Below are 25,800 nucleotides of genomic sequence, written 5' to 3'. Positions count from 1 at the left end.
GCTCGGACAGCACTCTCTGTCCGTGCTGGCCCGCGTCTCGTCGTTGCGCTGGCATTTCACGTGGCACTGTGGAATGCGCGGTCGGCCGTGTCGTCGTGGATGAGGAAGGGTGTGCCGTCTTGCTGACGTTCAGAGAATCATGAATGCGATTTTTGACGAAGTCCGCGTACAAGCAGGCATATCTGCTGCCTTGTAGCGAACATCACATCCGTACTTCTCTTCCTGTGTTCGCCGCCAGGTTGATGAAACACCACTCTCTGCTCGCGAAGATGCGCAGATTCAGCAGATATTGAGTGCGAGTTCAGCGCCACAACGCCTATTGCAATGGACGGGTCACCTGAGTAGGTCTCGCGATCCTGACAATTATAGTTGTGTCTATGAAGTCCATCCCCAATTCCCCGTCACGTCACCAGCCTTATTCCCACCGCTTTCCCCACAAAGGTGTTCTTCCGGAAGGGTGTTACTACACGCTGACTTGGGGCATCTCGTATGACTTCGGGGGCATGACGACTGTCGCGCTCGAGCGCAGCTCGGCTTTTGCACGGCAGGACAATCGGCGGATCGACATCTTGACGCTCAGCACCGAACTGAAGCACCAAGACCGAGAGCGAGAGCTACGCGACGAGGGGCGGATTGACCGCCGGGTGCGCCTGCACAACATATGGAAAGACCTCACCTCATGGCCTGACCGAAAACTGCGCAGGATGGTCGGCACATCCGCGTTGGACCACACCGCAGTAGGCGACGTTCTCGATCGCACCGGCTCAGAATGGACAGAATTCCGTAGGGATTCAGGCGAGACTGACCTCCAAGTTGACCGTTATCACGATAGAGGAACACTCCTGCTCAGCGACCGCCTCGATATGAACAAGCGCGGGCAACGGGGAGGAAGAAGAATAAGCCTCTTCGATCGCAATCGGAACATCATCGCTCAATGGTCTACTGCTCGCGCGCTCTACCAGTCGTGGCTAGACGTGGTCATCGGGAGTAAGCCGTCGTACCTGATTTCTGACTCGCCGTTCGCCGGTGGACTCGTCTTCGACTACCGACGAGACAGCGTCATCCTCTGTCAGGTCGTCCATACTCATATCCTCAGTAAGCCGGGAGGCGGCAACTTCGGAGAACTGGATCCTGGACAGATCCGCTACGTCAGCAACCTCGACTCCTTCGACCTCGTCACCACACTCACTGATCAGCAGCGTGACGACATGGGCGAGGCTGAACTTTCGTCCGGCAAAATCAGGACGGTGCCGAACCTCACCGAGGACCTTGACGGCGATCCGACCGCGCCCCGTGTTCGTGAACATGGTGCCATGATTGCCCGGTTGGTTTCGGAGAAACGCGTTGAACACGCCATTCGTGCAATCGCCAAAGCATCTGCTCATGCTCCAGGCATCACTCTCGGTGTCTACGGCGAGGGTGACGAACGAACAGAGCTGACAGATCTCATCGAGTGCCTCGGCGTCGCGGATTCAGTCCGACTGCACGGGCATACGCCTGGAGCAAAGGAGAACTTCCACACGAGCGCTTTCAGCCTCCTCACGAGCCGCTACGAAGGTCAACCTCTGGCCATACTCGAGAGCATGTCGGCCGGATGCATCCCCATCGGGTATGCCGTCGACTACGGACCTGCAGACATCATTGATGACGGTATCAACGGCTTCCTCGTCCCAGTCGGAGATGTCGATGCGCTGTCAGAAGCAATTCTTCGCTTCCTCGCCATGCCCGAAGACAGTGTGCGGGAAATGCGTCGGGCAGCTGTCGCCAGGGCATCCGACTACTTTGAGGCACCAATTGTTCAGCGCTGGGGCAAAGTGCTCGCCGAACGATCGTTTGAGCCGATCGTGCATCTTGAGCACCTGCGCGCGGTCCTCAGCGAAGCAACAGTGGACGGACAGCATGTTGAGATCGCGGTCGGCGTGAAAGGGCTCGAAGGGCGCGCGCCAGACGACATCTATATTTCATGGAAGTCCCGCACGGGAAACTTCTACGGGCGTGTAGCGGCGGAATTTGATGGCAATGTCGTTCGTGCAGCGATCCCGATCAGCCGATTGTCATCCATCCCTGCTGGCTATATCGATTTCTCGGTAGATCTTGTCTCCGGCCGCAGTTTCAACAGGGCCCGCATCATGAGTAAGAATTCGAGCATCAGCGCTACCAGCGAAGTGCTCAAGCTGTACACAACCAAGCACGGTAACTTCAGCGGGCAAATCCTCCTGATTCAATAGGCTGCAACCTGTTCTTCACATCCACTTCTTCACCTTGAACACGGTATAGAGCACCACGCCAAGGCCCACCATCAGCCCGATGGCCATCGGATAGCCGAAGGCCCAATGCAGTTCTGGCATGTCGTCGAAGTTCATACCGTAGATCGCTCCGATCAGCGTGGGGGCGAAGAGGATAGCGGCCCATCCGGAGATCTTCTTCATGTCTTCGTTCTGGCGCTGGGCAACCAGGGTGGAGTTGACGTTGAGGATCTGCGACAGGGCTTCGCGCAGTTCGGCAGCCTCGGCGAGGACTCGAGTCAGATGGTCGGTGACGTCGTCGAGGTAGGCCTGCAGCGCGGTTGGTATCGAATATTTGGCGGCACCGTTGCCCAGTCGCTGGGTGAGGCGGTTGAGGTGCGTCGTTGTATGGAGGACATCGATGACCTCTTGGCTGAGCAGATAGATCCGTTCCGCTGCCGCGGTGTCTCCGCTGAAGACCTGTCGTTCGATTCCGTCTTTGTCGTCCTGCAGGCCGTCCAAGACAGGGAAATAGGTGTCGACTGCGGTGTCGAGCAGCCGGTAGACGAGCGCCTCGGGGCCCAAGGAGAGAAGCTCCCTGTCTGAGGCCCACTGGCGTTTCTCATCCCTGAAATAGGCGTCCATGTCTTCAACGCGTTGCGGGATGGGTGATCCGTCGATGAACCGATCATCCTGGCAGATGATGACGAGAACATCGTCCTTCATGAGCAGGTGGAATTCCTTGAACTCGACCTCCTCGGACGAGTCGATGTAGACCGCGGATTTGACGACGACGAAGAGAACATCGTCGTAGCGTTCGACCTTGGGGCGTTGGTTTGCATGGAATAGGTCTTCGACGAGGACCGGGTGCAGCTCCCACACCGAGGCGATTTCGGCGAGAAGCTCCGGCGTGGACTTGGGGACGACGACCTGCGTAAATGATGCCGGAGCAGGGCAGTGATCTGTCGGCTGCTGGGCAAGGGCTTCGGCGAAGGCCGACGAGGCCGACAGGTCGCCGGGCCCACTGTCGACGATCCGGCGACTGAGCAGTACCGGCTTCTCAGATTCGCGTAAGGCAACAGTGCTGCGCTTGCGCTTGGAGATCGGTTCGGACTTGTGCCTGCGTACTCGTGCCATGGTGAATCTTTCGGTCGACTAAGACTCAAACGTAGCCGAGTTCGAGGAAGTGAGCACAGCTCTTCACTCAGCTCGACTGATCATAATGCCAAGTCATGTTGCGTAAAAAAGGAGAGTCGGTTCAGGGTCTTCGAATCTGCACGTGCACAATAGTCCTATGACCAATCTTCCGGAAGACCTGTCGCATCAAGCGGTCAAAGGCGCCAATTTCGCCCAGTCGGCGGCCAAGCTTGGAGCGCGAAAGTTTCGCGACCGCATTCACGAGTCGAGGCTCCCGGCTGACTTCTATCCTCAGGACACGGACGAATTCATTGCCGCTGCGTACTTCGGCGTAGGGATGGACTCGGTGTATCAGCTTGAACAGTGGCTCTGGCCGTTCGAGCAGCTGGAAGCAGAGTTGAAGCGATCAGGCCACAGTGATCAGCCATTTGGAATCATCGTTCGCAGCCCAATGGTCGCGAAGCACTTGAGGAACGTCACCCATCTCCCGGTTCGGTTCTCGCGTCTCACGAATGGCCTTGACGCGTTCATGACGTCCTCATCATTGAGAACCGTCTTCTATGTCAACCAGTCAACGCCGAATTTTCAGGCATTGCGTTATCCGAACCCGGCCCACGTGCATCTCAGCCACGGTGAGAGCGAGAAGATCTCGATGATCTCCAACCAGCTCAAAGCCTACGATTATGTCTTCACCGCAGGGGAAGCGGCTAGGGAGAGAATTGAGTACTCCCTTGTGGGGATGGACTCGAAACGTCTGCTCGATGTCGGTCGGCCCCAACTGGACCGCCCGCGTGAGATTGCCCAGGCATGGCGTGAATTCGACGCCGACGCTCCTGCAGGCATGACCGTGTTCTATGCGCCAACTTGGGAGGGTGATTCGCCATCGATGGCCTATGGCACCCTTGCCGACAATGGGGCCAGGTTTGTCTCCGCCATGCTGGCTGCGGGGTATCGTGTGATCTTCCGCCCGCATCCGCGTACAGGAGTGCGCGACCGCAACTTCAAAAGAGCCTTGGACGAAGTCCGTTCGATCATCGAGGCGGATCCGAGGGGATTTATGGATCTCACGTCAGACGTTTCGTGGCAGTTCGATGCAGCCGATCGGGCACTGGTTGAGATGTCATCGGTGGCCTTTGACTGGCTGTCGACCAGTAAACCGCTGGTGATGATCAAGCCCTGTCATTCTGACTCCATGGTGCTGCCCGGCGGCCTGCTCGATTGCAATCCCACTATCGGCAAGGGTTCAGAAGACAGTCTCGTTGAGCTGTTGTCCGACCAGACAGATTCTGTCGAGACGGCTGCACGACTGTGCGAGCACTATCTGGGCTCAACCGTCCAAGGAGCGCAAGTCACCCGATTCATTTCGGCTGCCAAGCAAGTCATAGCCGAACGCGATACCAGCCTTTCTGGCAGCTCGTGATTGGCAGACCGAATGCACGAGGCCGACCCGTGGTTGACCTTCGGAGGGTGTTGAGTTCAGCCCTCAGGTAACAAAATGGTAAAGTTGCGATGAAATTCTTTGGGTACCTGTGTCCAGAAGTTCTGGCCTGTGCTCTCCTGGACGTTTGAATTGAGGACTGATGCGCCGAGTCATTACCTATGGCACCTTCGACCTGCTCCATTACGGTCACATCCGCTTGCTGCAGCGGTGCAAAGAACAAGGTGATTACTTGGTCGTGGCACTCTCCAGCGACGAGTTCAACGCCGGCAAGGATAAGAAGTCCTACTTCTCTTACGCGGAGCGCAAGCATATGCTCGAGGCGATTCGCTACGTTGATCTTGTCATCCCGGAAGACAATTGGGAGCAGAAGGTCACGGACGTCGAGAAATACCATATCGACACCTTTGTGATGGGCGATGACTGGGAAGGCAAGTTCGACTTCCTCAAGGATAAATGCGAGGTCGTGTACCTGCCCCGCACCCCTGAAATTTCAACTACTCGGATTAAGACGGAGCTCGGCAAGTCCTGACTGCCCGGTTGCCATCCTGTTTCATTTCACCCCCTGCGCGTTCTCAGGGGCACCCGATGTGGTGAAAGTAGAATGCCCCACAACACTAAACACTTGCCTTGAAGCAGAGAGGAGCGGGTGTGTCTACACGGGAACCGCAGAGCCACCCGACCTTGGCTGAGCTTCGGGTTAAAGCTCAACCCATCGAGGTTCGCAGTCGCAAGAATGCCGAGCACTGGAGCGCGCAGCTCTATCTCAGACACATTTCGATCTATTTCACGATGATTCTCGTACGTACGAGAATCAGTGCAAACGGAGTCACAGGTCTGATGATCCTCGCCGGCTGGTGCATTGCCGCCAGCTTGCTGATTCCTGGGATCTGGGGAGCAGTCCTTGCGGTGTTCTTCTCCCAGGTTCAGATGTACATCGACTGCTGCGATGGTGAAGTCGCCAGATGGCGTGGGACCAGCGGAGCAAAAGGCGTCTTCCTCGACAAAGTCGGGCATTACACGACGGAGGGCCTAGTCGCTGTAGCGCTGGGCATTCGAGCGGTGGGGGAGTGGAAGAACCTCGGAGACGATCCCGCCGGAGCCTACCCTTACCTGCTGGCCGGAACCGTCCTGGCTGGATTCGTTCTGCTGAATAAAGCACTCAATGACATGGTTCATGTCTCGAGAGCGTTCAACGGCCTGGACAAACTCGCGGACTCACAGGCGGCGACTGCGCTGAACCCGGGGTTTGTTGCGAAGCTCAAAAGAGCAGCTCGATTCGTACCGTTCCATCGCATCTATCATTCTGTGGAGATGTCGCTCCTCGCCTTGGTTGCGAGCATCGTCACCATTATTGCGGCGTCGGCTGGTGCTGCTCCTCTGTTCGGTGAGCGTTGGCTTGTCGTCATTCTGGCGCCCTTGTGTCTCCTATCTGTGATCGGACATTTCATGTCGATCATGGCTTCGAGGAGGTTGTCATGACCGATACCTCGCGCATTCTGTCACAGCGTTTCGAAGAGAGCCGAAAATACTCATTCGGTGTTGTCGTCCTGTCACAGGGGAAGCGATTGGACGACCTCAACCGCGGATTCGAATCTTTACTGGCGCAGAAAGGCGTCGAACTCGACGTCGTCTGCGTAGGCAATGGCTGGGACCCCGAGGGTATACCAGCCGAGGTCAAGACTCTCGCACTACCGGAGAACTTGGGGATCCCTGCCGGACGAAACGCTGGAGTTCCGCACGTTAAAGGTGAATTTCTGTTCTTCCTCGACGACGATGCATGGTTACCGGACGACACCACACTGATGCGCATGGCTCAACTGATGCGGACGAAACCCAGAATTGGTCTTATCCAACCTCGGGTAGAAGAACCTGGCGGGCCGGATGCTCCGAAGCGATGGATCCCGCGTCTCAAGAAGGGCGAAGCCGAGCACTCCTCCAACGTTTTCTCAGTCTGGGAAGGTGCCGTCTGCATGCAGCGGAAGGCATTCGATGAATGCGGCGGCTGGCCGGGACCATTCTGGTACGCCCACGAGGGTATCGAACTCGCCTGGAGAGTGTGGGACGCAGGTTACACAGTCTGGTATATGGGTGACCTGGCAGTGGCACACCCCGTGATCGATCCCAGACGGCATGACGAATACTTCTATATGAATGCTAGGAACCGCGTCTGGTTGGCCCGGCGCAACCTGCCGTGGCCCTTCAGCTGGGCCTACGTCGGTTCGTGGACACTGATGCAGTGTGTGAAATGGGCGAACAAGCCACATCAGCTGCGGGCATGGATGGAGGGGTGGCGCGCGGGTTGGAGGCTCGATCCGTGGGCAGAGGACGAGGACCGGCGGAAACTCTCGAAACGAGGCGTGTTGAGGATGTCTCGACACGGACGCCCTCCCGTCATCTGAGCCGAGCACGCGCGCGTATCTCTGTGATCTGCGCAGGGTTCTGCAGAAATTCTCATTTCATTCGATCAGAATCGATACGCAGCGCCGCGCAACGCTCCGCAGGCATGAGGAACGACAGCGACCGCAGCCGGGTCCGATCCAACCGGTTGAGAAATGTTTTGGAAGCGATAAATGCAGTTGACATCCACGCACGTTGAAAAACCACCGAGCACGGACTTTAAGCCGCGCAGGTCAGGATTCCGTGCCGATATTCAAGGGCTGCGTGCCTTGGCCGTCGGCATCGTCCTGCTCTACCATCTGTGGCCGAATCGTTTCGTAGGCGGATTCATCGGCGTCGACGTATTCTTCGTCATCTCCGGTTTTCTCATCACCAGCCACCTGATCAAGTCTCCGCCGAAGAACTGGCGGGATGTCACTGACTTCTGGGCTCGACGGATCCGGCGTCTGCTCCCGGCTTCTCTGCTCGTGCTCTTCGTCGTTGGAGTGGCTACTTATCTAGTGGCTCCACAATCGATCTGGGTCGATACCGGACGACAGATCTTCTCCGCCGCGCTCTACGTGGTCAACTGGGACTTCGCGAGTTCAAGCGTTGACTACCTTGCTGCGGACAACGCTCAATCTCCGATACAGCACTTTTGGTCGCTGTCGGTCGAAGAACAGTTCTACTTCGTCTGGCCCATGCTCATCGGTCTCGCATTTCTGGTCGGTAAGAAAGTGGGACGTCCAAAGCAAATCGTGGGCTTCACTGTCGTCGCCGTCTTCGCCGCTTCGCTGACCTTTTCAGTCTGGTACACGATCGTGCAGCCGGCCATGGCCTACTTCATCACTCCGACTCGTATGTGGGAGATGGCTACTGGTGGGCTCGTGGCAGTGTTCGTCATTTATATTCGGCCAAAACGGCTCCCCTTGAGCTCACTGATCGGGTGGGTCGGATTGGCAGGAATCGTCGCAGGTACATTCCTTATCCGTGCAGACATGCCGTTCCCCGGTTATATTGCGCTACTCCCGGTGGTCTCGACAGCGCTGGTCATTCTGGCTGATTCGCGGGGACGCTTCTCCGTGCTCCGGCTTCTGTCGTTGCGACCGGTGCAGTTCCTGGGTGATATCTCGTACTCTGTGTATCTCTGGCATTGGCCACTCATCGTCCTAATTCCCTACTTGTCAGAGAAGCTGGGAACTACAGAGAACCTTGGCCGCTTGGACAAGGCATTGATCATTCTCTTTTCGATCGTTGTAGCGTGGGCGTCCACGACCTGGGTCGAAAATCGCTTCCGAAAAACCTCGGTCCTGAGCACCCCGAAAAGGACCTTTGGGTTTGCGGTTGTGGCCATGGCGCTTGTCAGCGCGCTCGGCCTCAGCCAGATGTGGGTCTCGGACCGGATCGTCGAGCAGAATAAGGACAATCTCGAAATTGCGATGTCTGACCCGGACTCCTGTCTGGGCGCAGCAGCATTGCTTCCCAGCGCGAAGAACAACCCGAAATGTGATGATACGGATTCTCTGCTGATGGAACCGGTTGCCGCTAAGAACGACAAGTCAAAGGCTTATGCAGACGGGTGTTGGGCGAGCGAGCCATACACGGATCGCCCCGAATGCACGTATGGTGATGGCGAGAAGCAAGTCGCACTGGTCGGCAATTCGCACGCGGGACACTGGTTGCCGACTCTTGAAAGACTGGCTGAGAAAAACGACTGGACTATCACCACTTTCTTAGCCTCGAACTGCAGCATCTCGACTCTTCCGCAAGACCTGGGTACCCCAGAGGGAGTCAAGGGCTGCCAAGACTATTCTGATTGGGTAGTCGATCGCACAACAAGCGGCGGATTCGACGCAGTGGTCACCTCGGAACGTCAGTCGACACCTCTGGATGGAAAGTCATGGGAGGAAACTGAGAAGGAGGCCCCAGAAGGGCACAGAGATATCCTGCAGAGCTGGGTCGACGCAAAGCTAGACGTTGTTGTCGTCAGAGACACTCCTTATCCAGGAGGGGACGATATCCAAGTGCCTGACTGCGTTGCCAAGCATGAGGATGAGCTTGAAGAGTGCTCGGGAACTCCGGAATCATGGCACTGGATGGATCCTCTTGCCGCGTCAGCCAAGGAGATTGACTCGAAGCATATGTCAATCATCTATCCCGAAGATTGGTTCTGTCCGGACGGACGATGCGAACCGGTCATTGGCGGAGTTATCACCTATTTCGACACGGCGCACATCACCGCCACATATGCGAAGACTCTTGCTCCTCAGTTCAATGACAGGCTGCGCAAGTCCGGCTTGGATACCTTCGACTGAGTGATCAGCAGAACGATCTCTTGCCGATTCATCAGGCGAATTGGATAGTGTGAAACCGATTGATCGTGACAACCGACGGACCACCGAAACCTCTGCAAAGGACTAGGCGAGTGAGCAATCAACGAAAAGCGACCGACCGTTTCATCGGAAAAGGAAGACAGCTGATCAAACCCGTGGTCCACGGCATCGCTCGGCGTGCTCTTCCTGCTGTGGAAAGGGCTTCCGGAACCAGATACATTCGAGAGCGTGGCGAAGCGGGTGCCAAAGGAACCTCGAAGCCCGTTGGCGGTTCGAAGAAGATCGCGGCTGACACAGCTCGTTCTTATCGGAATCTGGCAACTGGTCTCAAAGGTCGTACCTCCGTTGATACCGACGGCTGGACAGTCGCGCCGACGAAGAAGGAAGTCGATGCCAAACTCCGTGAACTGGCACGCCTGAAGGCGGATTCAGTTCTGGCTGAAGCTCTGATCAGCGGGTCATCACTGGGCGGGTCAATGGTCGAAGCGGGCAGAGCGCTCATCGACGCTGGTCTCCACGGGGAGGCTGTTTCGATCGGGTTGAACCTGCGCCGCCGTCCCGAACACGATCAGATCGGCCGAGTCCTATTGGGAATGGCATACCATCGCTCATCGGACCCGGACGTTGCTTGGGCCGAATTCGAACGCGTTGAGGATCGTGAACTCATCACCGCCGCGGCTGTGGAGTACTACCCAACCGCCATTGACACACTTGGTGATGAAGCGCTTCCGCTCATCGAACGTTCAAACCAGACAGGCGACACTGAGCGATGGACCTCCAAGGCTGTGCTGCGCACAGCCGAATCCGCCTTCTGCATCGATGCCTTCGAACATGTCCGCACCCTTATCGAGAGTCGCCTCGCGTGGGGAGCCGACAACCTTGAGGCGTCCATCCATTACGAACTCATGAGGATGCGAGATTGGCTTCCGGGCGGAGTGCACCTGCAGCCTCTACCGACCACGCCTGGCAAGCGCAACTTCGGTGTGCTCAGCTACGACCAGCCCGGCATCCGCTCGCGCAACATCGGCGATTACATACAGACGGTGGCTTCACTCGGACACCTCCTGAGATATGAGAATCTGAGCTTCACGGGAGACAGCGGGCTGACGGAGCTCTTTTCGAAGCTGCGGAAATCAGTCAAAGCCGAAAGGAAATACGAGGGTCCCGAAGCTGATCTCAACCTGGTCGAGGTCTATCGTGACGGCAACGTCTACCAAGATATCCCAGAAGACACGTGGTACATCTCCTTCGGGTGGTATATGCACGACATCTTCGGAAAATCATTCAATATTCCATTCCATCCCAATCTCCGCCCGATCCTGCTGTCGGTGTTCATCCGGTATCCCGAAATGCTCACCCCAGATGCCATCGCCTATCTGAAGAAATATGGGCCGGTGGGCTGCCGGGACTGGCAGTCGGTGGCAGTGCTGCGGGCCGTCGGAGTTCCGGCCTTCTTCTCAGGCTGTCTGACCACGACCATCGATACGGTGTTCCCAGCCCGCGAGCCTGACCGTCGTACCGGCACACTGCGGATCGACTGGATGAAGGGCGGCAAAGGGCCCAAGAAGAAGCAGACTGTCACCGCGATCCGAGACAAGACTTTCCCGGAGAACCTCGAGTTGGCGCGGAGCTGGGTCGGCGATTACGCCTACAAGTACAAGCGTGTGCTGACGTCGCGACTGCACGCCAACCTTCCTGCGCGGTCGGTGGGCGCCGAGGTCGAGTTCGAACCCAAGAACAAGTCGGACTCTCGATTCGGCGGACTGTACGGAATCAATGACGCCGAGTTCGATGCGATCCGAACCGGAATCCTGGACAAGCTCTCAGTGATCATCCCACTCATCGCATCCGGAGCCTCCGAGAACGAGGTCTATGCCAAGTGGACTGAGATCACCGAAGCCGATATGGCCGTTGCAGACGAATACCTCGCCACGGCCCATCTGCCCGACGTCACGAGCGCTGAAATCGCCACCGCGACTAACGCGGCCGAACACCCCCTGCCCGAAGCAGGGACTGCCGATGTCTATCTGTCGGTAAACAAGGGCGAAGAGCACCTGGTGGGCGCGGCTGCACAGTCCATAGACGATCATGCCTCCGGTCCTTATCGGCTGTGGGTGGCATCGGGCGCTCTCACCGCGGATCGAGTCGATGACATCCGGTCTAAACTGACCAAAGGAACGATCCGAGTGCTCGACCCTGTGTCCATTCCTGGCATCAACGAGACAGACGAGCTGGTCCAGGCCCTCCTACCGACGCTATTTGCCGACAATGAGAAGCTTGTCGTCATTCCAGCCGCGGCTGAGGTGACCGCAGACATCGCAGAACTTGCGAGTATCGACTTGGGCACGTCTCTTCTCGCAGCGAAAAGAGACGTGAGGAAGACTCGGACCAGCGGTCTCACCCTCATGCGACGGGTAGCCAGCTCATTCAAGGATGACTACGAGGGTGCGCTGGACTTCGTCTTCGCCAGCCACAGCACGCTGAGTGAAGACTTCGTACTGTTCGATCCACAGGTTTCCGTGCTCAATCTTGCCCGCCTTCGCAGCGAGGGCATAGCAGAACGAGTCATCGGCCTGTTGAAGAACGTTGGTATCAACTATGTTGACTCCCTCCAGATCTCGGTGGGCGGGCGATATATCGAACTCGACACCGATTGGAACGTTCGCGCTCACTGGGAGACTGCAGACAGCCCCAAGATCGTGAACTGGCGACGCCAGGTTCGTCACCACGGTCATATGGCTCTGCCGGCGTGACACCAGCCGTGGTCAAGGATGACACAAGTGGGAACTGAGGAAGGAAGCAAACAGTGAGCCTGATTAATCGACTGTTCCATGGCGCTCCTGATGTCACTCGCGAGACGGTCGACCACAAGGTTCCCATTGGGACCGACGCAGTGCATGTCTACAACGCTGTTTGGGGCATCCCGGAATCTATCGGAGGGATGACGACGGCTGCACTGCGTCGGATCCGCAGTTTTCAGGAATATGGTCATCCGCTGTCGCAGACGCTGCTGACTTTCAGTCCACGAATGGATGCAGACGCGACACGGGCTCGGCTCATCTCGGAAGGACGGATAAACGAGCACGTCGAGCTGGTCAACATCTGGCAGGACTTACGTGACCGGTCTGACTCTGAGCTGGCCTCATTGGATGGGAAGACTCCAACAGTCCCCGTGCCTCAGGCGGACGGTGAAGTTGAGAGCATCACCGAGTTCTACGATGTGTTCCGCACTTCGAGCACCAGCGGTATCGTCCGTCGTGACTACCTGCGGGCCGATAACAGCCTGCTGCTCACTGATGTGCAGGATCCCAAGATCGGTCGTCGCTTCATTCTCCACTCGGCAGCGGGCGACCCGATCGCCGAATGGAATCGACCACGAGACTTCTACAATGCCTGGATCACGGCGACTATCATTGACGAGCCTGCCGTCCTCATCGTCGATGACAAGAAGATCAGTGAGTTTGTCCACGAGATTTCGGATCGTACATTCGCGCTGGTCCTGTTCATGCACGGCTCTCATCTTCGCCATCCCTGGAACGGACCGCATGGGGAGTTTCTTCGTCGTCGAGTGGAGACCATGCGCAACTTCGACCGCTTCGACGCTGTCGGGATTCAGACTCAACAGCAGGCTGAGGCGGTCACAGCCACGGGAATCTGCGGCTCGAACATCAAATTCCTGACAGGTGAGCTGCCGTCCGGAGCTGTTCTGGCCGAAGCACCGACGGACCGCCAGGTGAACAGCGCTGTGATGATCGCCAACCTCATTCCGCTGAAGCGGGTGGATCATGTGATCAGAGCTGTAGCGCTGCTGAAGGACAGGGGAGTGGACATCACTCTCACGGTCCTCGGCGAGGGCGGCGAACGTCAAAAGCTCGAACAGCTCATTGTGGACCTCAACGTCAAGGACCGCGTGGAACTGCCGGGATACGTCAACGACGTTCCTGAACGACTGCGATCTGCGTCCTTCTCCACTCTGACCAGCACCAGTGAGGGGCTGCCGCTGGCGATGATGGAATCAATGGGTGCCGGATGTGTGCCCATCGTCTACGACATCACCTACGGACCGAGAGATCTGGTGGAGCAGGGACACAACGGCTTCGTCACTCCTCGAGGTGACATCGGGGCACTAGCCGATCAGATGGAGGCGTTCCTAGGACTCGGCCCGGAACGCATCGCCTCGATGCGGAGGGCTGCGATGACGACGGTAGAAGAGTATCTTCCAGAAGTCGGCTACCAGCGTTGGAAAACGGCGCTTGAAGCGCTTAAGCCTGTGCCACTTCCGAACATCGGCCCTCTGGAGTCCGTCCAAGCGATCAACGCGAACGCACTGCGAGTCACCCCATCTGCGCAAGGGTCACGTATCGAACTCGAGTTCGGCCAAATCCAGGAATCGGCCGCGGCTCCCTTGCAGCTCGTACTGGTTGGACGGAAGCGGAACAACTACTTCCTGTGTTCCGATCCGGTTGTCGAACGCCGGGCGTTTGGGCGTGGAACGAAGATCGTATTCGACATCGACGCTGACAAATTCTCCGAGGCGAAGGGCGAGACCTTCGATGTATGCCTGCGACGTCCACAGGATCCGTGGAACGCTAAGCGAAGAATCCGACCGCCGAAGGACTACGCTCCGAAAAGCGTCGGTGCCCGAGAGTGGTACTCGACGAATCTCGGCAACTTCTCTGTGCGTCCCCGGCCTCTGGACTGAGACCAGAAGCCACAGCTACTCGTCGCTAGCCTCGGCGTTGGTGCTCTCGAAATGATACTTGGACATATCCGACGTTCTGTTGGCAATCAGCGTGCTGACGGCATCAGCAAAGAGCAAGGTCGACGTGCCCTTCTTTCCTTCACCGAAGTAGTGGCGGCGTAGTTCCTGGCGGGCCTCGGCCGACCCATCGTTCGTCAGCTGTTCTCGCAGCAGAGCATCCGTCTGACCCACGGTCGTTCCGTCGATAATGGGCGTCGCTCGACTGACTGGCGCCTCGTCGTTGAGCTTTGCCGGATCGTCGCGGCGATCTGTCAGAACTAGAGGCTTCTCCGGGTGCATGTAGAGGTAGTCGAGACCGACACTGGAGATGTCCGTAACGAGCAGATCGACGGCATCGAACATCGCGAGGATGTCACCCTCCATCAGGATCTGATGCTGCAGAGACTCGTCGGTGATGGATTCGTTAGCGGTCTCGATGAGTTCGATGATGCGTGCATTCGACTCCGCCATAGCAGTGTTGTTGGAGGCTGCAACACGGGGGTGCGGCTTGTAGATGACACGAGTATCGTCGAGGCCCAGTGCGGATTCGACGATCTTGGGGCCGAACAGGTCGACGGACGTATAATTGTTCGCGTCGTTCTCGCCCTCCCACGTCGGTGCGTACATGATGGTCCTCGTCGATGAGGCCTCCAGCTCGGGAACCCTGTCTATGTCCAACTGAGGCCTCCCAATCTTGGTCAGAGCAGACTCATCAAAATCGATGAGTGATTTGCGGTACCGGTTGATTGCGGCATCGCCAGCCACGAAGACCTTGTCATACGACTTCGCTTGGTTGGAGACCATACTGAGTTTGTCGGACTCACCATGGTTGACGTGAACGTGGACCATGGGTGCGAACCCGAGTGACTGGAAGTTCGACATTCCGTTGTTCACATAGAGTGCAAGCTTGAAATCGTTGGCATGGTAGAAGGTGTGGAGTGGATCGAATCTGCGTTTGAGGACCATGGGCAGGCGCGTGATCTCACGAGCCTCAAGCAATGAGGAGGGCTTGCGCAGCACGAGGACGACTCTGTGCGTCCGGTGGAGCTCTTCGAGAACCGGTATCCACTGACTGAGCTGGTAGAACTTGGGCTTACGATCACCGAAGTAGACGACGACGTCGCCTTTGACATAGCTGCCATCGTATTCGTCTTCCAGCTGCTTCCAGCGTTCTGTGCCCCTGATCCATTTGCTGGTCTTCTTCCATGCAGACGACCGCACAGCCTTCAGAGCTGTATTACGAACCAGGTTTTTCACAGTGGACCTTTCAAGAACGGAACGGGGCCAGTAGCTTCCCCGGGTAAATCGCTTACCCCGGCAAATATTTTCATGCTTCATCATACGGATCAAAGACAAGAGGAACTGTTCGTTCAATGTGAACCTGATCGATGCTTCGCATCAGGAGGTGCAGTGTGAGCTGGGGGCTGACAGACACACTGACTTACGTCGACGGAGACGACACCGCTATAGATGGAGAAGCCAACACAATTAGAATAGAAGATGGAGCTACGGGTCCAATACATGCCGACGGTCAGCTGGTGGTGAATTCCCAGCGGCTCACACCGCTCTGGGCCTATATGAAGCGTAGTCACCGGGGAGCTGCGGAATATCGGTTGAAGGGAATGCGCGAATGAGCGATGCAACGTCGTATCTGGAGTCGGGAATGCTCGCCGATTTCAGAATTTCACGCAGATCGGCATTCGAAACGTCATCTTTAGACAGAGAAATTTCCGCTACCTGGTCCCTGGAGATCGTTGAGTAAAAATCTTCGAACTTGAAATCCTGACCAACAAGGTGTTGGTCAGAAATCCGAAGTCTGATCCAAGGCACGCCATAGGCCTGGGCAATGATCAGTCCATGGAGCGAGGTTGATGCAATGGTTGAGGCATTCGCAATTTGAGCGACGACGGCCTCAGGCGATTTCCTGACATCGATGATGTCGAACTCGCGCCGTTCGGAGTGGCCCTCGAAGAGACTTCTGTGCGCGTAGTGGGGAACCACGGCGGGTCGAGGCTCTCCCAAGGCCAATGCGTGTGGCCGATAGAAGGTCGACAGCAGGAGGGCAGGATCGCCGAACAGCTCAGGGACATCCCATCCCAAGTTCTCAACCAATTCTGTTCGAGTGAGTTCTCCTCGCACCGCACGAATCGTGTGGGGCTGCCGAGACTTCAAACGCTGCGCGGTGGCGGAATCAATGGGCGCGATGAGTCCGGATCCCCAAACCGACATACCGGGCCTGTTCATGCCGGTGATAATGGAACCCGCTGTCATCACTGCATGTCCGGCATTGGGCAACGCAATCGTATTGAACGCAGGTCTGCCGGTGATCATCTCGATCAACCACGGACCGATCTGATCACCGAAGTTGCTCTGTTGGTCCCACCAATATCCGGGGACGTAGCGATCGGGATGCTCCTGGACGACAGACATCAGTGATTGTACGCGACGAATGGCGGTGACAAGCTCGAGTACTAGGGTTCTGCGGTCAACCGTCAACGGCCAGGTTTCCAGGATCCGGTTCGGATGCCCCTTGACCGCTTTGGAGATCACACCGATTCTCTGCCTGACAGCGTATCTTGATGGGTCGCCTCTTCCGACGATCTGCAAATTGTAGCCGCTAGCCGTGCAATTGATGTCGAACGCGTATTTCACTCCGTAACTGGTTGAGTACTCCAGCACCAGCGTCTCGTTCTTCCAGAACCACATGCGGCTTAACTGCTCGTCTGTCATCAGCGCCGCTTCCAGATCTGTCTGCAAACGGCCAAGGCGCTGCCTACGTGCTTTTGCTGACTTGGTCAAGATTATGTTCATTCAGACAGAATCCTTCTCATACTCGCGGCGTCGGGGTGAAAGGCATGTGTGTGAATCAACTGGCTCCGTGCCGCAGCTGACGGAGACTGATTCTTTTGCTGGACGAGTCGTCGATGGTGTGCAGGTTACCTTCAACATCGATCAGTGAAATTATATAGGGGCCGTGTTTGAAGACCGATCGTGGAATAACTACAGATGCGCAGTCGCCACTGTATTTCACGAATTCAGCATCGATTGACTGTGTTCTTTTGGAAGATTGAACTTTCGCCCCGGCAAAGTATTCAAGATCGCCACGCAGTGTGGCGACTTCGTTTTTGAATAGCGTGAGTTTCCCTGCAACTTCGGCAATTCCCGTGTTGTCTGGAGAAAGATATTTCTGTGTGGGGCCCACGTCGATGGTGAGATTGCCAAATCGCGTGTAGATGATTGCAGCGCAGACAGGGGAGCCAACGAACGTTGGGCTGGTGTTGATTGAAGGAGCTTTGGATTTGCCGAACCTCGAGCTCAATGTGAATGTCCCCCAGCTTGCCTCGACGAACGCGTCCCACTCGCCGGGGCGATCCAGCTGGTCTATCGGGATCGCAACTTCGAATTGGACGCTGCCACCCTCTCCGATGTTGGCGGTATGTGTCAGATCCACCGTGAAACGCTTGTCCACGGAGTCCCGGCGGTGAGTCCAGACCATCTGTGCGGTGTCTGGCCCCCGCGAGTCGCCGTCGATCCCAAGCGAACCGCGTAGGTGAAGGTCGGAACCCGTGCGCCAGATTGCCTGTCCCCGTGTGTTGAGCTTCAGGTTGAGATTGTCGGACTGGGAGCCACGGGCAGATTGGTAGAAGAACTGTGATTGCGACTCATCGAACTTCAGCGGAATCGGTTCGTTGTTCGCAATGCTATTGCTGATGGCCTCGAGCGACTCGATGTCTCCAGCTGCTAACTGATCGATGAGGAGCTGTGACTCCAAAGTTCCGCTTGCCCGCAGCTCGTCATTCCATAGGGGCGTAATCAGCTCTTGAAATTCAGTAACCATCTTCTGACGTTCGTCCCTGCCGAAATCCAGCAACCACGGTTTGCCGAACACGGTGCGGACGCCAGCGTTCGCAGTAAGTGGCCGGCGAAGGAGTGTGCTTCTTCGGCTTCCAGTCTCTGGTCCGTTTGCGATCACTCCGATGAGTGTCTTTATCTTCAGATAATGTTTTCGGGCCGACTGCCCTTGGCTGGTGACGTTGGTTCCGTCGTCCCGTCCGCGTGCCCAGTAATAGACCCTGTCGGCGAGAATCGATACATGAGGACTGTGGAAGTAGGCTTCCATCGCGAATGGCTGATCTTCGCCGATCGTATATCCGAGTGGGAACCGAATGTCGTTCTCTTGCAATATGGAGCGTCGATAGAGCTTGAGAGCGCCCAGTGTTGTGTATGCCTTGGAGTCGATGTAGTCGACTTCGTAGACAGTTTTCTTGAACGCCTGGGTGGGAACATTGCTTGCTCGTTTCTGAGAACCAAACTCACCTAGTTTGCAGAGCACGACACCGGAATTCGTGTCGTCTGCAACTGTAACGAGGCGCCTCAGCGCGTTTGGCGCCAGCTTGTCATCGGCGTCGAGGAAGAATACGTATCGTCCACGAGCGTGATCGAGCCCAACGTTCCTGGGCGCCGAGGCTGAACCGCTGTTGGGGATGGTGAATACGGTCAGCTCGTCTATGAGTTCAGATAGTCGACTGAGCACCGAGAATGTCGCATCGGTCGAGCCGTCGTCGACTGCGATGATCTCCAGTCGCTGATCGAGGAGTTCCTGGCTCGTCACCGAGCGGATTGTCTCCTCAACGAGCGATTCGCAGTTGTATGCGGGAATGATCACGCTGACGTCGATCTCCTGCCGACCATCGCGATCGACGTTTTGGTCCGTGTCGGTGGACTCAGCCAATAGGGGCTCCAAAATATGAAAGCGGTGCGGTGTTTTGCTGGTACGAAAGCTTTTCAGCTGTTCCGTGTCCGGGTGTGTTGCCTGACTCCGCGGGCAACTTGTAGTTACTTTGATCGAGGATACATGGCGGGGGCACAGTCAGCATGAATGCTTGGAACTTGGTCAGTCAGTGTCTTCTGGCAAATGACGAGCTGTGGACTCGATACTCAGACTCGCCGTTGTGGAGACTGCATAAGCGGTGGACCGTGGGTCTCTCCGCTTCTGTTGACGCAAGACTACTTGAATATCAAACAGCTTCGTAGTGGCGTGAGCCCGCCGCCCGAAAGCGCGCAGTCCAACTAGAGTTGACTGTTAGAATAACCTAATGCCCCGAGAGGGGGCTACCACTTTGTTATGAATTCTGGGAGCTTGTGAAGTGACAAACACGCGAAATATTGCAGTCGTTCTTGCGGGAGGCGTCGGTACCCGCATCGGTCTCAATACACCCAAGCAGCTGATCAAAATCGCTGGTAGGCCGATCATGGAACACACGCTGTCGATATTTAACGAGCATCCCCAAATTGACGAGATCATCGTGCTCATGGCGCAGGGACATTTGGACCGTGTACATGAGATCGTGCGCAAGAACGGCTTCGAAAAGGTAACACAGGTGCTCGAAGGCTCGGGGACCCGAAATGAAACTACGCAAGTGGCATTGAGCGCGATTGCTGAAAACTACAAAGCGGACTGCAACGTAATCCTGCACGACGCTGTTCGCCCCTTGCTCGCTCCGTCGATCATCAACAATGTCGTTGATGCTCTGGAGAAGAATGATGCAGTCGATGTGGCGATTCCGTCGGCCGACACGATCATCGAGGTCGAAGACGGAGCCGGTTCTTATCCGGTCATCAAAGATGTCCCGCCACGGGCAAACCTGAGGCGTGGACAGACACCGCAGGCTTTCAAACTCTCCACTATTCAGAATGCCTATGACAAGGCGGCACAGGACCCCAACTTTGTGGCCACAGATGACTGCACTGTCGTGCTTCGATACACCCCAGAAGTGCCAGTGGCGGTAGTGGCAGGCGATGACAGCAATATGAAGGTCACTGAGCCGATCGACATCTATATTGCGGACAAATTGTTTCAGCTCCCGAGCCGCAGCGAACATGAAGTCACAGAAGACGTTCTCCGCACGGCATTGGCCGGCAAGACAATGGCCGTGTTCGGTGGCTCCTATGGCATCGGTGCGGATATAGCTGCACTTGCCGTGAAATACGGCGCGACGGTCAAGAGCTTCTCCCGGTCGACGACCTCAACTCACATCAACAAGCGAGACGATCTCATCAAGGCTCGGGACGAAATTCTGGCTGAAACCGGTCAGATTGATTTCGTGGTCAATACGGCCGGTGTACTGCCGCTGGGCCGGCTCGATGAAACGTCAGACGACGAGATCTATGCTGCAACCGAGATCAACTACATCGGACCGATTCTGCTTGCGCAGACGTTCTATCCGGAGTTGGTAAAGAGCCGCGGATCGCTTCTTCTCTTCACTTCCAGTTCATACACGCGTGGGCGCGGGAGTTACAGCCTCTACAGTTCGGCAAAGGCTGCGACCGTCAACTTGACCCAGGCGCTTGCAGACGAATGGGCAGCAGACGATGTCCGGGTCAATTGTGTGAATCCGGAACGGACCGGCACTCCGATGCGTACCCAGGCCTTCGGCGCCGAAGACCCAGGATCGTTGTTGGATTCGCAGACAGTGGCGAAAGCATCGCTCGAAATACTCATTGCCGATAAGACCGGGCACGTGGTCGATGTTCGTCGCGAGGACCCTCTTACCGGTTATGCCGAAAATGCAGAGTGATCTGACTCAGGAGTCGCAGTCGGATCCGCGCCGCAGCCGCTTCCTGCGTTCCTCACTGAGTTCAGTATTCTCCTACGGACTCTCTGCACTCGGAGCAGCGCTCTGCGGGGGGTTGGTGACGGTCGCTCAGCCGAGCCTGCTGTTCCTCGGCGGTGTTCTCGCGGTGCTGCTCTGGGACACCTACCGGCTGTGGGCGAAACGCTCTCGACTCGGGCACCGCGCAGCAGTTCGCACTTTGGCAGTTGCTGCTGTCGCGCTGGCGTTTGCAAGCGGCGCTTCAGGGCCTGAGGTGATCTGGATGGCTGCGATGGCAGGGGTCCTGCTTGCCGCGCCCATCTCGTTTGAGAGTCTTCTGGCTCGGGGCACTCATAATTCGGCACCATTCATTGCTCACCTTCACGGAGTGCGTGTCTATTCCGACCTTGGTCGTGTCGACCGCCCCTTAGTCACCTTCTCTGCGACTGTCATAGCTACGGGAGCGATCCTTGCCTGGGCGGGGGTAACTCCCGGAATATGGCTGACCTTGGCATTGATCCTAGACTTTGCCTACCTTGTGCTTGCGGTTGTTTCTTACATCCGGATCAGGCGAAACGCTGACGCCAAGTCAAGAGTTGCTGAAGCTGTGTCGGAGTATGCGCCCGAGTTCTATATCTATACGGCGCGGCCCGACGACGCGTCGTATCAGATCCTCATGTGGCTTCCGTATTTGGAGCGCACTGGGAAGAAATTTGCGATCATCACTCGCAACAACCCTCCGGCCCGGATTTTGGCTGAGCACACAGATGCGCCGGTCATTGTCTGTCGAAAGTCTTCAGATCTGGAGAAGATGCTCGTCCCGTCTCTCGGGGCGGTTTTCTATGTCAATGCATCGTCCGGCAACGGTGCGATGACTCGACATCAGGAATACACGCATGTGTATCTGGGACACGGAGATTCTGACAAACCTCCGTCGTACAACCCGACCCATGCCATGTACGACAAGATCTTCGCTGCAGGTCAAGCGGCAACCGAACGCTACGCGGCACATGGTGTGACCATCGCAGAGGACAAATTCGAGATCGTCGGGCGTCCTCAACTCGAAGCAGTCGACGTAGTCACGGAGCTCCCACCGCCGTCGGTCCAGCAAACCGTGCTCTACGCCCCGACATGGCGGGGCCACGTTGAAGAGACGATGCTGTATTCGCTGCCGGTCGCGCCTGAGATGATCCGAGAATTGCTGCGCCGTAAGATGCGAGTGATCTTCCGTCCTCACCCTTTCAGTTATGAGTTCCCTGAAGATGTGAAAACGATCGGCATAATTCACGACTTGCTTGCCGCTGACAGAGATAAAACGGGGACTGCGCACATCTTCGGCCCAGCCGCGGAGACTGATGTTGGAATCATCGACTGCGTCAATCTCTCGGACACAATGCTCTCCGACGTTTCCAGTGTTGTTTCCGACTACCTCTATTCCGGCAAGCCATTCGCCATGGCCGCTGTCAGCGCAAGTGGCGATGAGTTCGTCGCGGAGTACCCGATCGCTCGAGCCGCCTATGTTCTCAACGGAGATCTCAGCAATCTGCACGAGATCTTGGACTCGGTACTAACCACCGACCCAAAACGGCAAGAGCGCCTTCGCTATCGTAGTTACTATCTGGGCGATTTTTCAGCCGATGGATATGCCGACAACTTCATCTCAGCCGCCGCTCGGATGGCCTCCAACGTCGAGAACGAGTACCTCGGTGAATCCGACAGTGACGTCGTCGGACCGGATGACACTGAGGAGGACGGTGCCGATGCGGCACCCACAGCACAGGTCGCGGATTCGGAAGAGCAGTCTGATGATGACGATCTTTCGGATACGAAGTCAGCGAAAGACACTTTGTCGTTGATTTACCGCAAACTAGGGGGAAGGACACTCCTCCCCACAGGGTTCGCGTCACTGGTTTTCGTCCTGACCTTGTTTGAGGCACCAGCAATATTGACCGGCATCACCGGAGTCATCGGAAGCGCGGCATTCCTGTTCGTCCATAGGCGCAGGTTCAAATCTCGCAGCCGACTCGCTGGAATACTGCGTGGAGCAAACGCGCCTCGAGCGTTGCTTGCGTTGTCATTAGCAGCTTATTGGAACTTGGTCTACGGGCCTTCGTGGGCAGTCTCAGCTGCTGCTGCGATCTTGGTGCTGACCATCGTGCTCGAGACCAGCCTCGTGCGAGCCTGGAGGGTCACTGGCCTTGAGGCTCGCAATCTCCCCGGCGCCGACACGCGAGGCACGCAGCCGATCGGGCGGGGATTCGTCGCGGTGGGAACGACTCTTGTCACCATGATCGCTTGGCTGTTTGCAATATCCGGAGCTGCTCCGCTTATTGTCTTCCTGCTCTCCTTGTTGCCATTGCTGCTGGGAGTCATCCTGCTGTCTGCTGGCATCGAGCGCGGCCTACGCAGCCTTCGTCTCGACCGTCAGCTGCCGCAGATCCTTGATGACTATGGGGCTGAATTTGCCGTGTATTTCGGCTCCAACATGGGCATCTCCTATCAGCTGGGTATGTGGTTGCCCTACTTCGACCAGATCGGCAGACCCTACATCGTCGTCACTCGCAGCCTGAAGATGATGCGCACAGCTGGACAGATGAGCGAAGCACCGGTCATCAATCGACCGACGCTGCGCAGCCTCGAAGATGTCATCACACCGAAGCTGAGCGTGGTCTTCTACGTGAATAACGCGGGCAAGAACACGCACTTCATCGAACGTCGGGAAATGACGCACGTGTGGCTGAACCACGGGGACTCTGAAAAACCTGCTTGCTTCAACCCAGTTCACGCGATCTATGACTACATCTATGCCGCCGGACAGGCTGGCATTGATCGCTATGCGCGGCACGGAGTTGAAATCCCCAGGCAGAAGTTCGCCATCGTTGGGCGACCACAGGTCGAACAGATTGTACCTGCACGCGGTAACATTGCTGATCTTGCCGATAAGACGGTTCTCTATGCGCCGACTTGGCGGGGCGCCTACCAGGACTCGGAATTGTACTCATTGCCGAGGGGCAGACAGATCGTGCAGAATCTGCTTGATCGCGGTTGCACCGTCGTATTCCGTGCCCACAGCCTGAACTATAAATATAGTGAGGCGCGCGACCTGATCGCCGACATCCAGGAGCTCCTCGAGGCAGATGCTCAGCGCACTGGGCGAGCACATGTCTGGGGATCAACCGCTGAGAAGGAGATGGCGCTCGAAGAGTGCTTCAACATCTCGGACGCAATGATCTCTGATGTCTCCGCGGTCGTCAGCGATTACCTGCAATCCGGTAAACCACTGTCCATCGTCTCTGTCGGGAGGTCGGCTGAGGAGCTTGAGGCAGAGGCCCCAGCGTCGAAGGCGTCTTACGTCATCGAAGGGGACCTGTCGAACGTTGATGAGGCACTTGACCAACTGCTGGGCACTGACCCACTTCGTGGTGCCCGTGACAACATGCGCAAGTACTACCTCGGCGATTTCGAGGCAGAGCACTATGCCGAAACGTTTGTCCGCACAGCTCGCGGAATGATCGATGCCAATCACAATGTATGACGGAACGAGATGCATGCTTGATCTGGGCCTGAGAAATGCCTTGGGTGGGGTACCGTCCCCCGACGCAGCGCGGTCGTGTGAATCGCCGTTGTTCGGAGGGGCCGTGGTGCATCAATGACAGGCCTCCCAATCAGCAATATCAAACGGATTGCTCAGAACGGGGCGAGGCGGGTGTCGCGTTCCTCGCTCGGCGAGCAGGTCAAGTCATGGTTGCGGGGCAGCGGACCGGCAGACCGATTCGGAATCGAGGTCAGGGGTGATCGCTCAACGGCTGACGTCGTCGCCTATTTCGGGGATGGACCTGACCAGCTCTACCAATTGCAACAGTGGATCCCCGCGCTGGAGGTAGTGAACGAATCCAGACCCGTCATTCTGATCTATCGCCAACGGGCAGCATTCAAAGCTGCGAAGACACTGACATCAATTCCCTCTGTACTGGCGATCTCCTATCCTGACCTCGCAGAGTTGTATGCCGACAATAATTATCGCTTGGCCATCTATGTGAACAACGGAATGCGGAACTTCCAATCGATGGCAGACACGTCCATCGTCCATGTGCACGTCGATCATGGTGAGAGCGACAAGAAGAGTTCGATATCGAACCAGCTCAAGGCTTACGACAAAGTTTTCGTTGCTGGTTCTGCGGCGATAGTGCGTTGTGAGCAAGCACTGTGGGGACTGGACACAAACAAAATGGTGACCGTTGGAAGGCCACCGCTTGATGGGAACTTCGAGTCGATTCTGCCCCATGACAACCGTCGGACCGTGGTATATGCCCCGACCTGGCAAGGCGAGAACGACTCCAATAACTTCACCTCCGTCGATACGCTCGGCCCGCAGATCGTAGAAGCACTCATTGACCTGGACGTGAGGATCGTCTACCGACCGCATCCCCGTGTCGCGGCGGCGCACGATGCAGCAGTAGTGGACGCGGACCGGGCAATTCGATCGATGCTCCACAGCGCCGATGACAGAGGCGGCCCTCATGTGGTCTCTACAGATGGCAGTATCATGGACTTGTTCGTGGATACTGATGTGCTCATCACCGATGTATCCAGCGTCGGACCCGACTTCCTGTTCTTGCACCCTGAGAAGGGGCTGATCCTCACCGACCGGCACACCGCGGCCGCAAGCCCGGGGCTGCAATCTCCCTTGGCTACCGGCCTGGGTGCCTTGACCGAGGCGAACCTGGACCGACTCCCTCAGATGATTGAGGACTCTCAGAGCGATGACGCTCTTCTCGCCGCGCGGCGGCGTCTGAAGGCTCACTATTTCAGCGCGAATACTGCGGGCGAATCGACGCGTCGGTTCACTGCTGCCATCGAGGACTCAATTCGTGAGCGCGAAAGCGTACACACGGAATAAGCGAATTCTCAAAGTCGACACAGTCCAGAGCACCTTGCTAATCCTGCGAGGCAG

The 25,800-nt window shown here is 56.8% G+C and carries 15 protein-coding genes; 11 read left to right on the top strand and 4 right to left on the bottom strand.

From position 1 onward, the window contains the following. Positions 1–377: 377 nt before the first annotated feature. Positions 378–2,228 carry a glycosyltransferase gene (locus tag HX613_RS17955; protein WP_235346579.1) on the top strand — a complete coding sequence of 617 codons (1,851 nt, stop codon included), beginning with the start codon at positions 378–380 and terminating at the stop codon, positions 2,226–2,228. Positions 2,229–2,243: 15 nt separating this feature from the next. Here HX613_RS17955 and HX613_RS17950 read toward each other — a convergent pair whose 3' ends face one another. After that, positions 2,244–3,362, bottom strand: coding sequence for a magnesium and cobalt transport protein CorA (locus HX613_RS17950; protein WP_235346578.1), 1,119 nt, complete (start codon positions 3,360–3,362; stop codon positions 2,244–2,246). Positions 3,363–3,519: 157 nt separating this feature from the next. Here HX613_RS17950 and HX613_RS17945 point away from each other — a divergent pair, with 157 nt between their 5' ends. The 7 genes from HX613_RS17945 (at position 3,520) to HX613_RS17915 (ending at position 14,214) form a co-directional block, all read left to right on the top strand. Continuing rightward, a complete protein-coding gene (locus tag HX613_RS17945; RefSeq protein WP_235346577.1) occupies positions 3,520–4,782 on the top strand; it encodes a CDP-glycerol glycerophosphotransferase family protein in 1,263 nt (420 codons plus the stop codon). 160 nt (positions 4,783–4,942) lie between these two features. Continuing rightward, a complete protein-coding gene (tagD, locus tag HX613_RS17940) occupies positions 4,943–5,332 on the top strand; it encodes a glycerol-3-phosphate cytidylyltransferase (protein ID WP_092106519.1) in 390 nt (129 codons plus the stop codon). Between the two features lie 119 nt (positions 5,333–5,451). Beyond that, entirely contained in the window at positions 5,452–6,282 is an 831-nt protein-coding gene (locus tag HX613_RS17935; protein ID WP_235346576.1) for a CDP-alcohol phosphatidyltransferase family protein, read from the top strand. Beyond that, complete coding sequence (locus HX613_RS17930) at positions 6,279–7,202, top strand: glycosyltransferase family 2 protein (protein ID WP_235346575.1); 924 nt, start codon at positions 6,279–6,281, stop codon at positions 7,200–7,202. The genes HX613_RS17935 and HX613_RS17930 overlap by 4 nt, the downstream gene beginning before the upstream one ends. A 171-nt stretch (positions 7,203–7,373) precedes the next feature. Next, positions 7,374–9,494 (top strand): acyltransferase family protein, encoded by a 2,121-nt coding sequence (locus HX613_RS17925; protein WP_235346574.1) that lies wholly within the window; start codon positions 7,374–7,376, stop codon positions 9,492–9,494. Positions 9,495–9,604: 110 nt separating this feature from the next. Beyond that, entirely contained in the window at positions 9,605–12,265 is a 2,661-nt protein-coding gene (locus tag HX613_RS17920; RefSeq protein ID WP_235346573.1) for a hypothetical protein, read from the top strand. A 53-nt stretch (positions 12,266–12,318) separates the two neighbouring features. Beyond that, positions 12,319–14,214 carry a glycosyltransferase gene (locus tag HX613_RS17915; RefSeq protein WP_235346572.1) on the top strand — a complete coding sequence of 632 codons (1,896 nt, stop codon included), beginning with the start codon at positions 12,319–12,321 and terminating at the stop codon, positions 14,212–14,214. Between the two features lie 15 nt (positions 14,215–14,229). On the opposite strand, the gene HX613_RS17910 is transcribed toward HX613_RS17915, so the two are convergent. The 3 genes from HX613_RS17910 to HX613_RS17900 form a co-directional block, all read right to left on the bottom strand. Next, positions 14,230–15,510, bottom strand: coding sequence for a CDP-glycerol glycerophosphotransferase family protein (locus HX613_RS17910; RefSeq protein WP_235346571.1), 1,281 nt, complete (start codon positions 15,508–15,510; stop codon positions 14,230–14,232). A 300-nt stretch (positions 15,511–15,810) separates the two neighbouring features. Further along, positions 15,811–17,052 carry a polysaccharide pyruvyl transferase family protein gene (locus HX613_RS17905; protein ID WP_235346570.1) on the bottom strand — a complete coding sequence of 414 codons (1,242 nt, stop codon included), beginning with the start codon at positions 17,050–17,052 and terminating at the stop codon, positions 15,811–15,813. Between the two features lie 67 nt (positions 17,053–17,119). Next, entirely contained in the window at positions 17,120–18,985 is a 1,866-nt protein-coding gene (locus HX613_RS17900; protein WP_235346569.1) for a glycosyltransferase family 2 protein, read from the bottom strand. 415 nt (positions 18,986–19,400) lie between these two features. Between HX613_RS17900 and HX613_RS17895 the strand changes: the two genes are divergently transcribed. The 3 genes from HX613_RS17895 (at position 19,401) to HX613_RS17885 (ending at position 25,746) form a co-directional block, all read left to right on the top strand. Then, the gene (locus HX613_RS17895; protein ID WP_235346568.1) at positions 19,401–20,831 is read left to right on the top strand and encodes a D-ribitol-5-phosphate cytidylyltransferase; all 1,431 of its coding nucleotides are present in this window, start codon (positions 19,401–19,403) and stop codon (positions 20,829–20,831) included. Between the two features lie 115 nt (positions 20,832–20,946). Next, on the top strand, positions 20,947–24,381 hold the full coding sequence (locus HX613_RS17890) for a CDP-glycerol glycerophosphotransferase family protein (RefSeq protein ID WP_235346567.1): 3,435 nt from the start codon (positions 20,947–20,949) through the stop codon (positions 24,379–24,381). 114 nt (positions 24,382–24,495) lie between these two features. Continuing rightward, complete coding sequence (locus tag HX613_RS17885) at positions 24,496–25,746, top strand: CDP-glycerol glycerophosphotransferase family protein (RefSeq protein WP_235346566.1); 1,251 nt, start codon at positions 24,496–24,498, stop codon at positions 25,744–25,746. Positions 25,747–25,800: the final 54 nt, after the last annotated feature.

The organism is Brevibacterium sp. UCMA 11754, assembly GCF_021532275.1.
In the GTDB taxonomy this organism is placed as follows: Bacteria; Actinomycetota; Actinomycetes; order Actinomycetales; family Brevibacteriaceae; genus Brevibacterium.
Note: the sequence above shows the minus strand (reverse complement) of the source record. Positions and strands in the feature narration are given on the sequence as shown.

What these genes read in the sequence shown, in the direction of transcription:
- HX613_RS17925 (WP_235346574.1), top strand. Translation starts at nt 7,374, where the DNA reads ATGCAGTTGACATCCACGCACGTTGAAAAACCACCGAGCACGGACTTT.
- HX613_RS17950 (WP_235346578.1), bottom strand. Translation starts at nt 3,362, where the DNA reads ATGGCACGAGTACGCAGGCACAAGTCCGAACCGATCTCCAAGCGCAAG.
- tagD (WP_092106519.1), top strand. Translation starts at nt 4,943, where the DNA reads ATGCGCCGAGTCATTACCTATGGCACCTTCGACCTGCTCCATTACGGT.
- HX613_RS17885 (WP_235346566.1), top strand. Translation starts at nt 24,496, where the DNA reads ATGACAGGCCTCCCAATCAGCAATATCAAACGGATTGCTCAGAACGGG.
- HX613_RS17955 (WP_235346579.1), top strand. Translation starts at nt 378, where the DNA reads ATGAAGTCCATCCCCAATTCCCCGTCACGTCACCAGCCTTATTCCCAC.
- HX613_RS17930 (WP_235346575.1), top strand. Translation starts at nt 6,279, where the DNA reads ATGACCGATACCTCGCGCATTCTGTCACAGCGTTTCGAAGAGAGCCGA.
- HX613_RS17945 (WP_235346577.1), top strand. Translation starts at nt 3,520, where the DNA reads ATGACCAATCTTCCGGAAGACCTGTCGCATCAAGCGGTCAAAGGCGCC.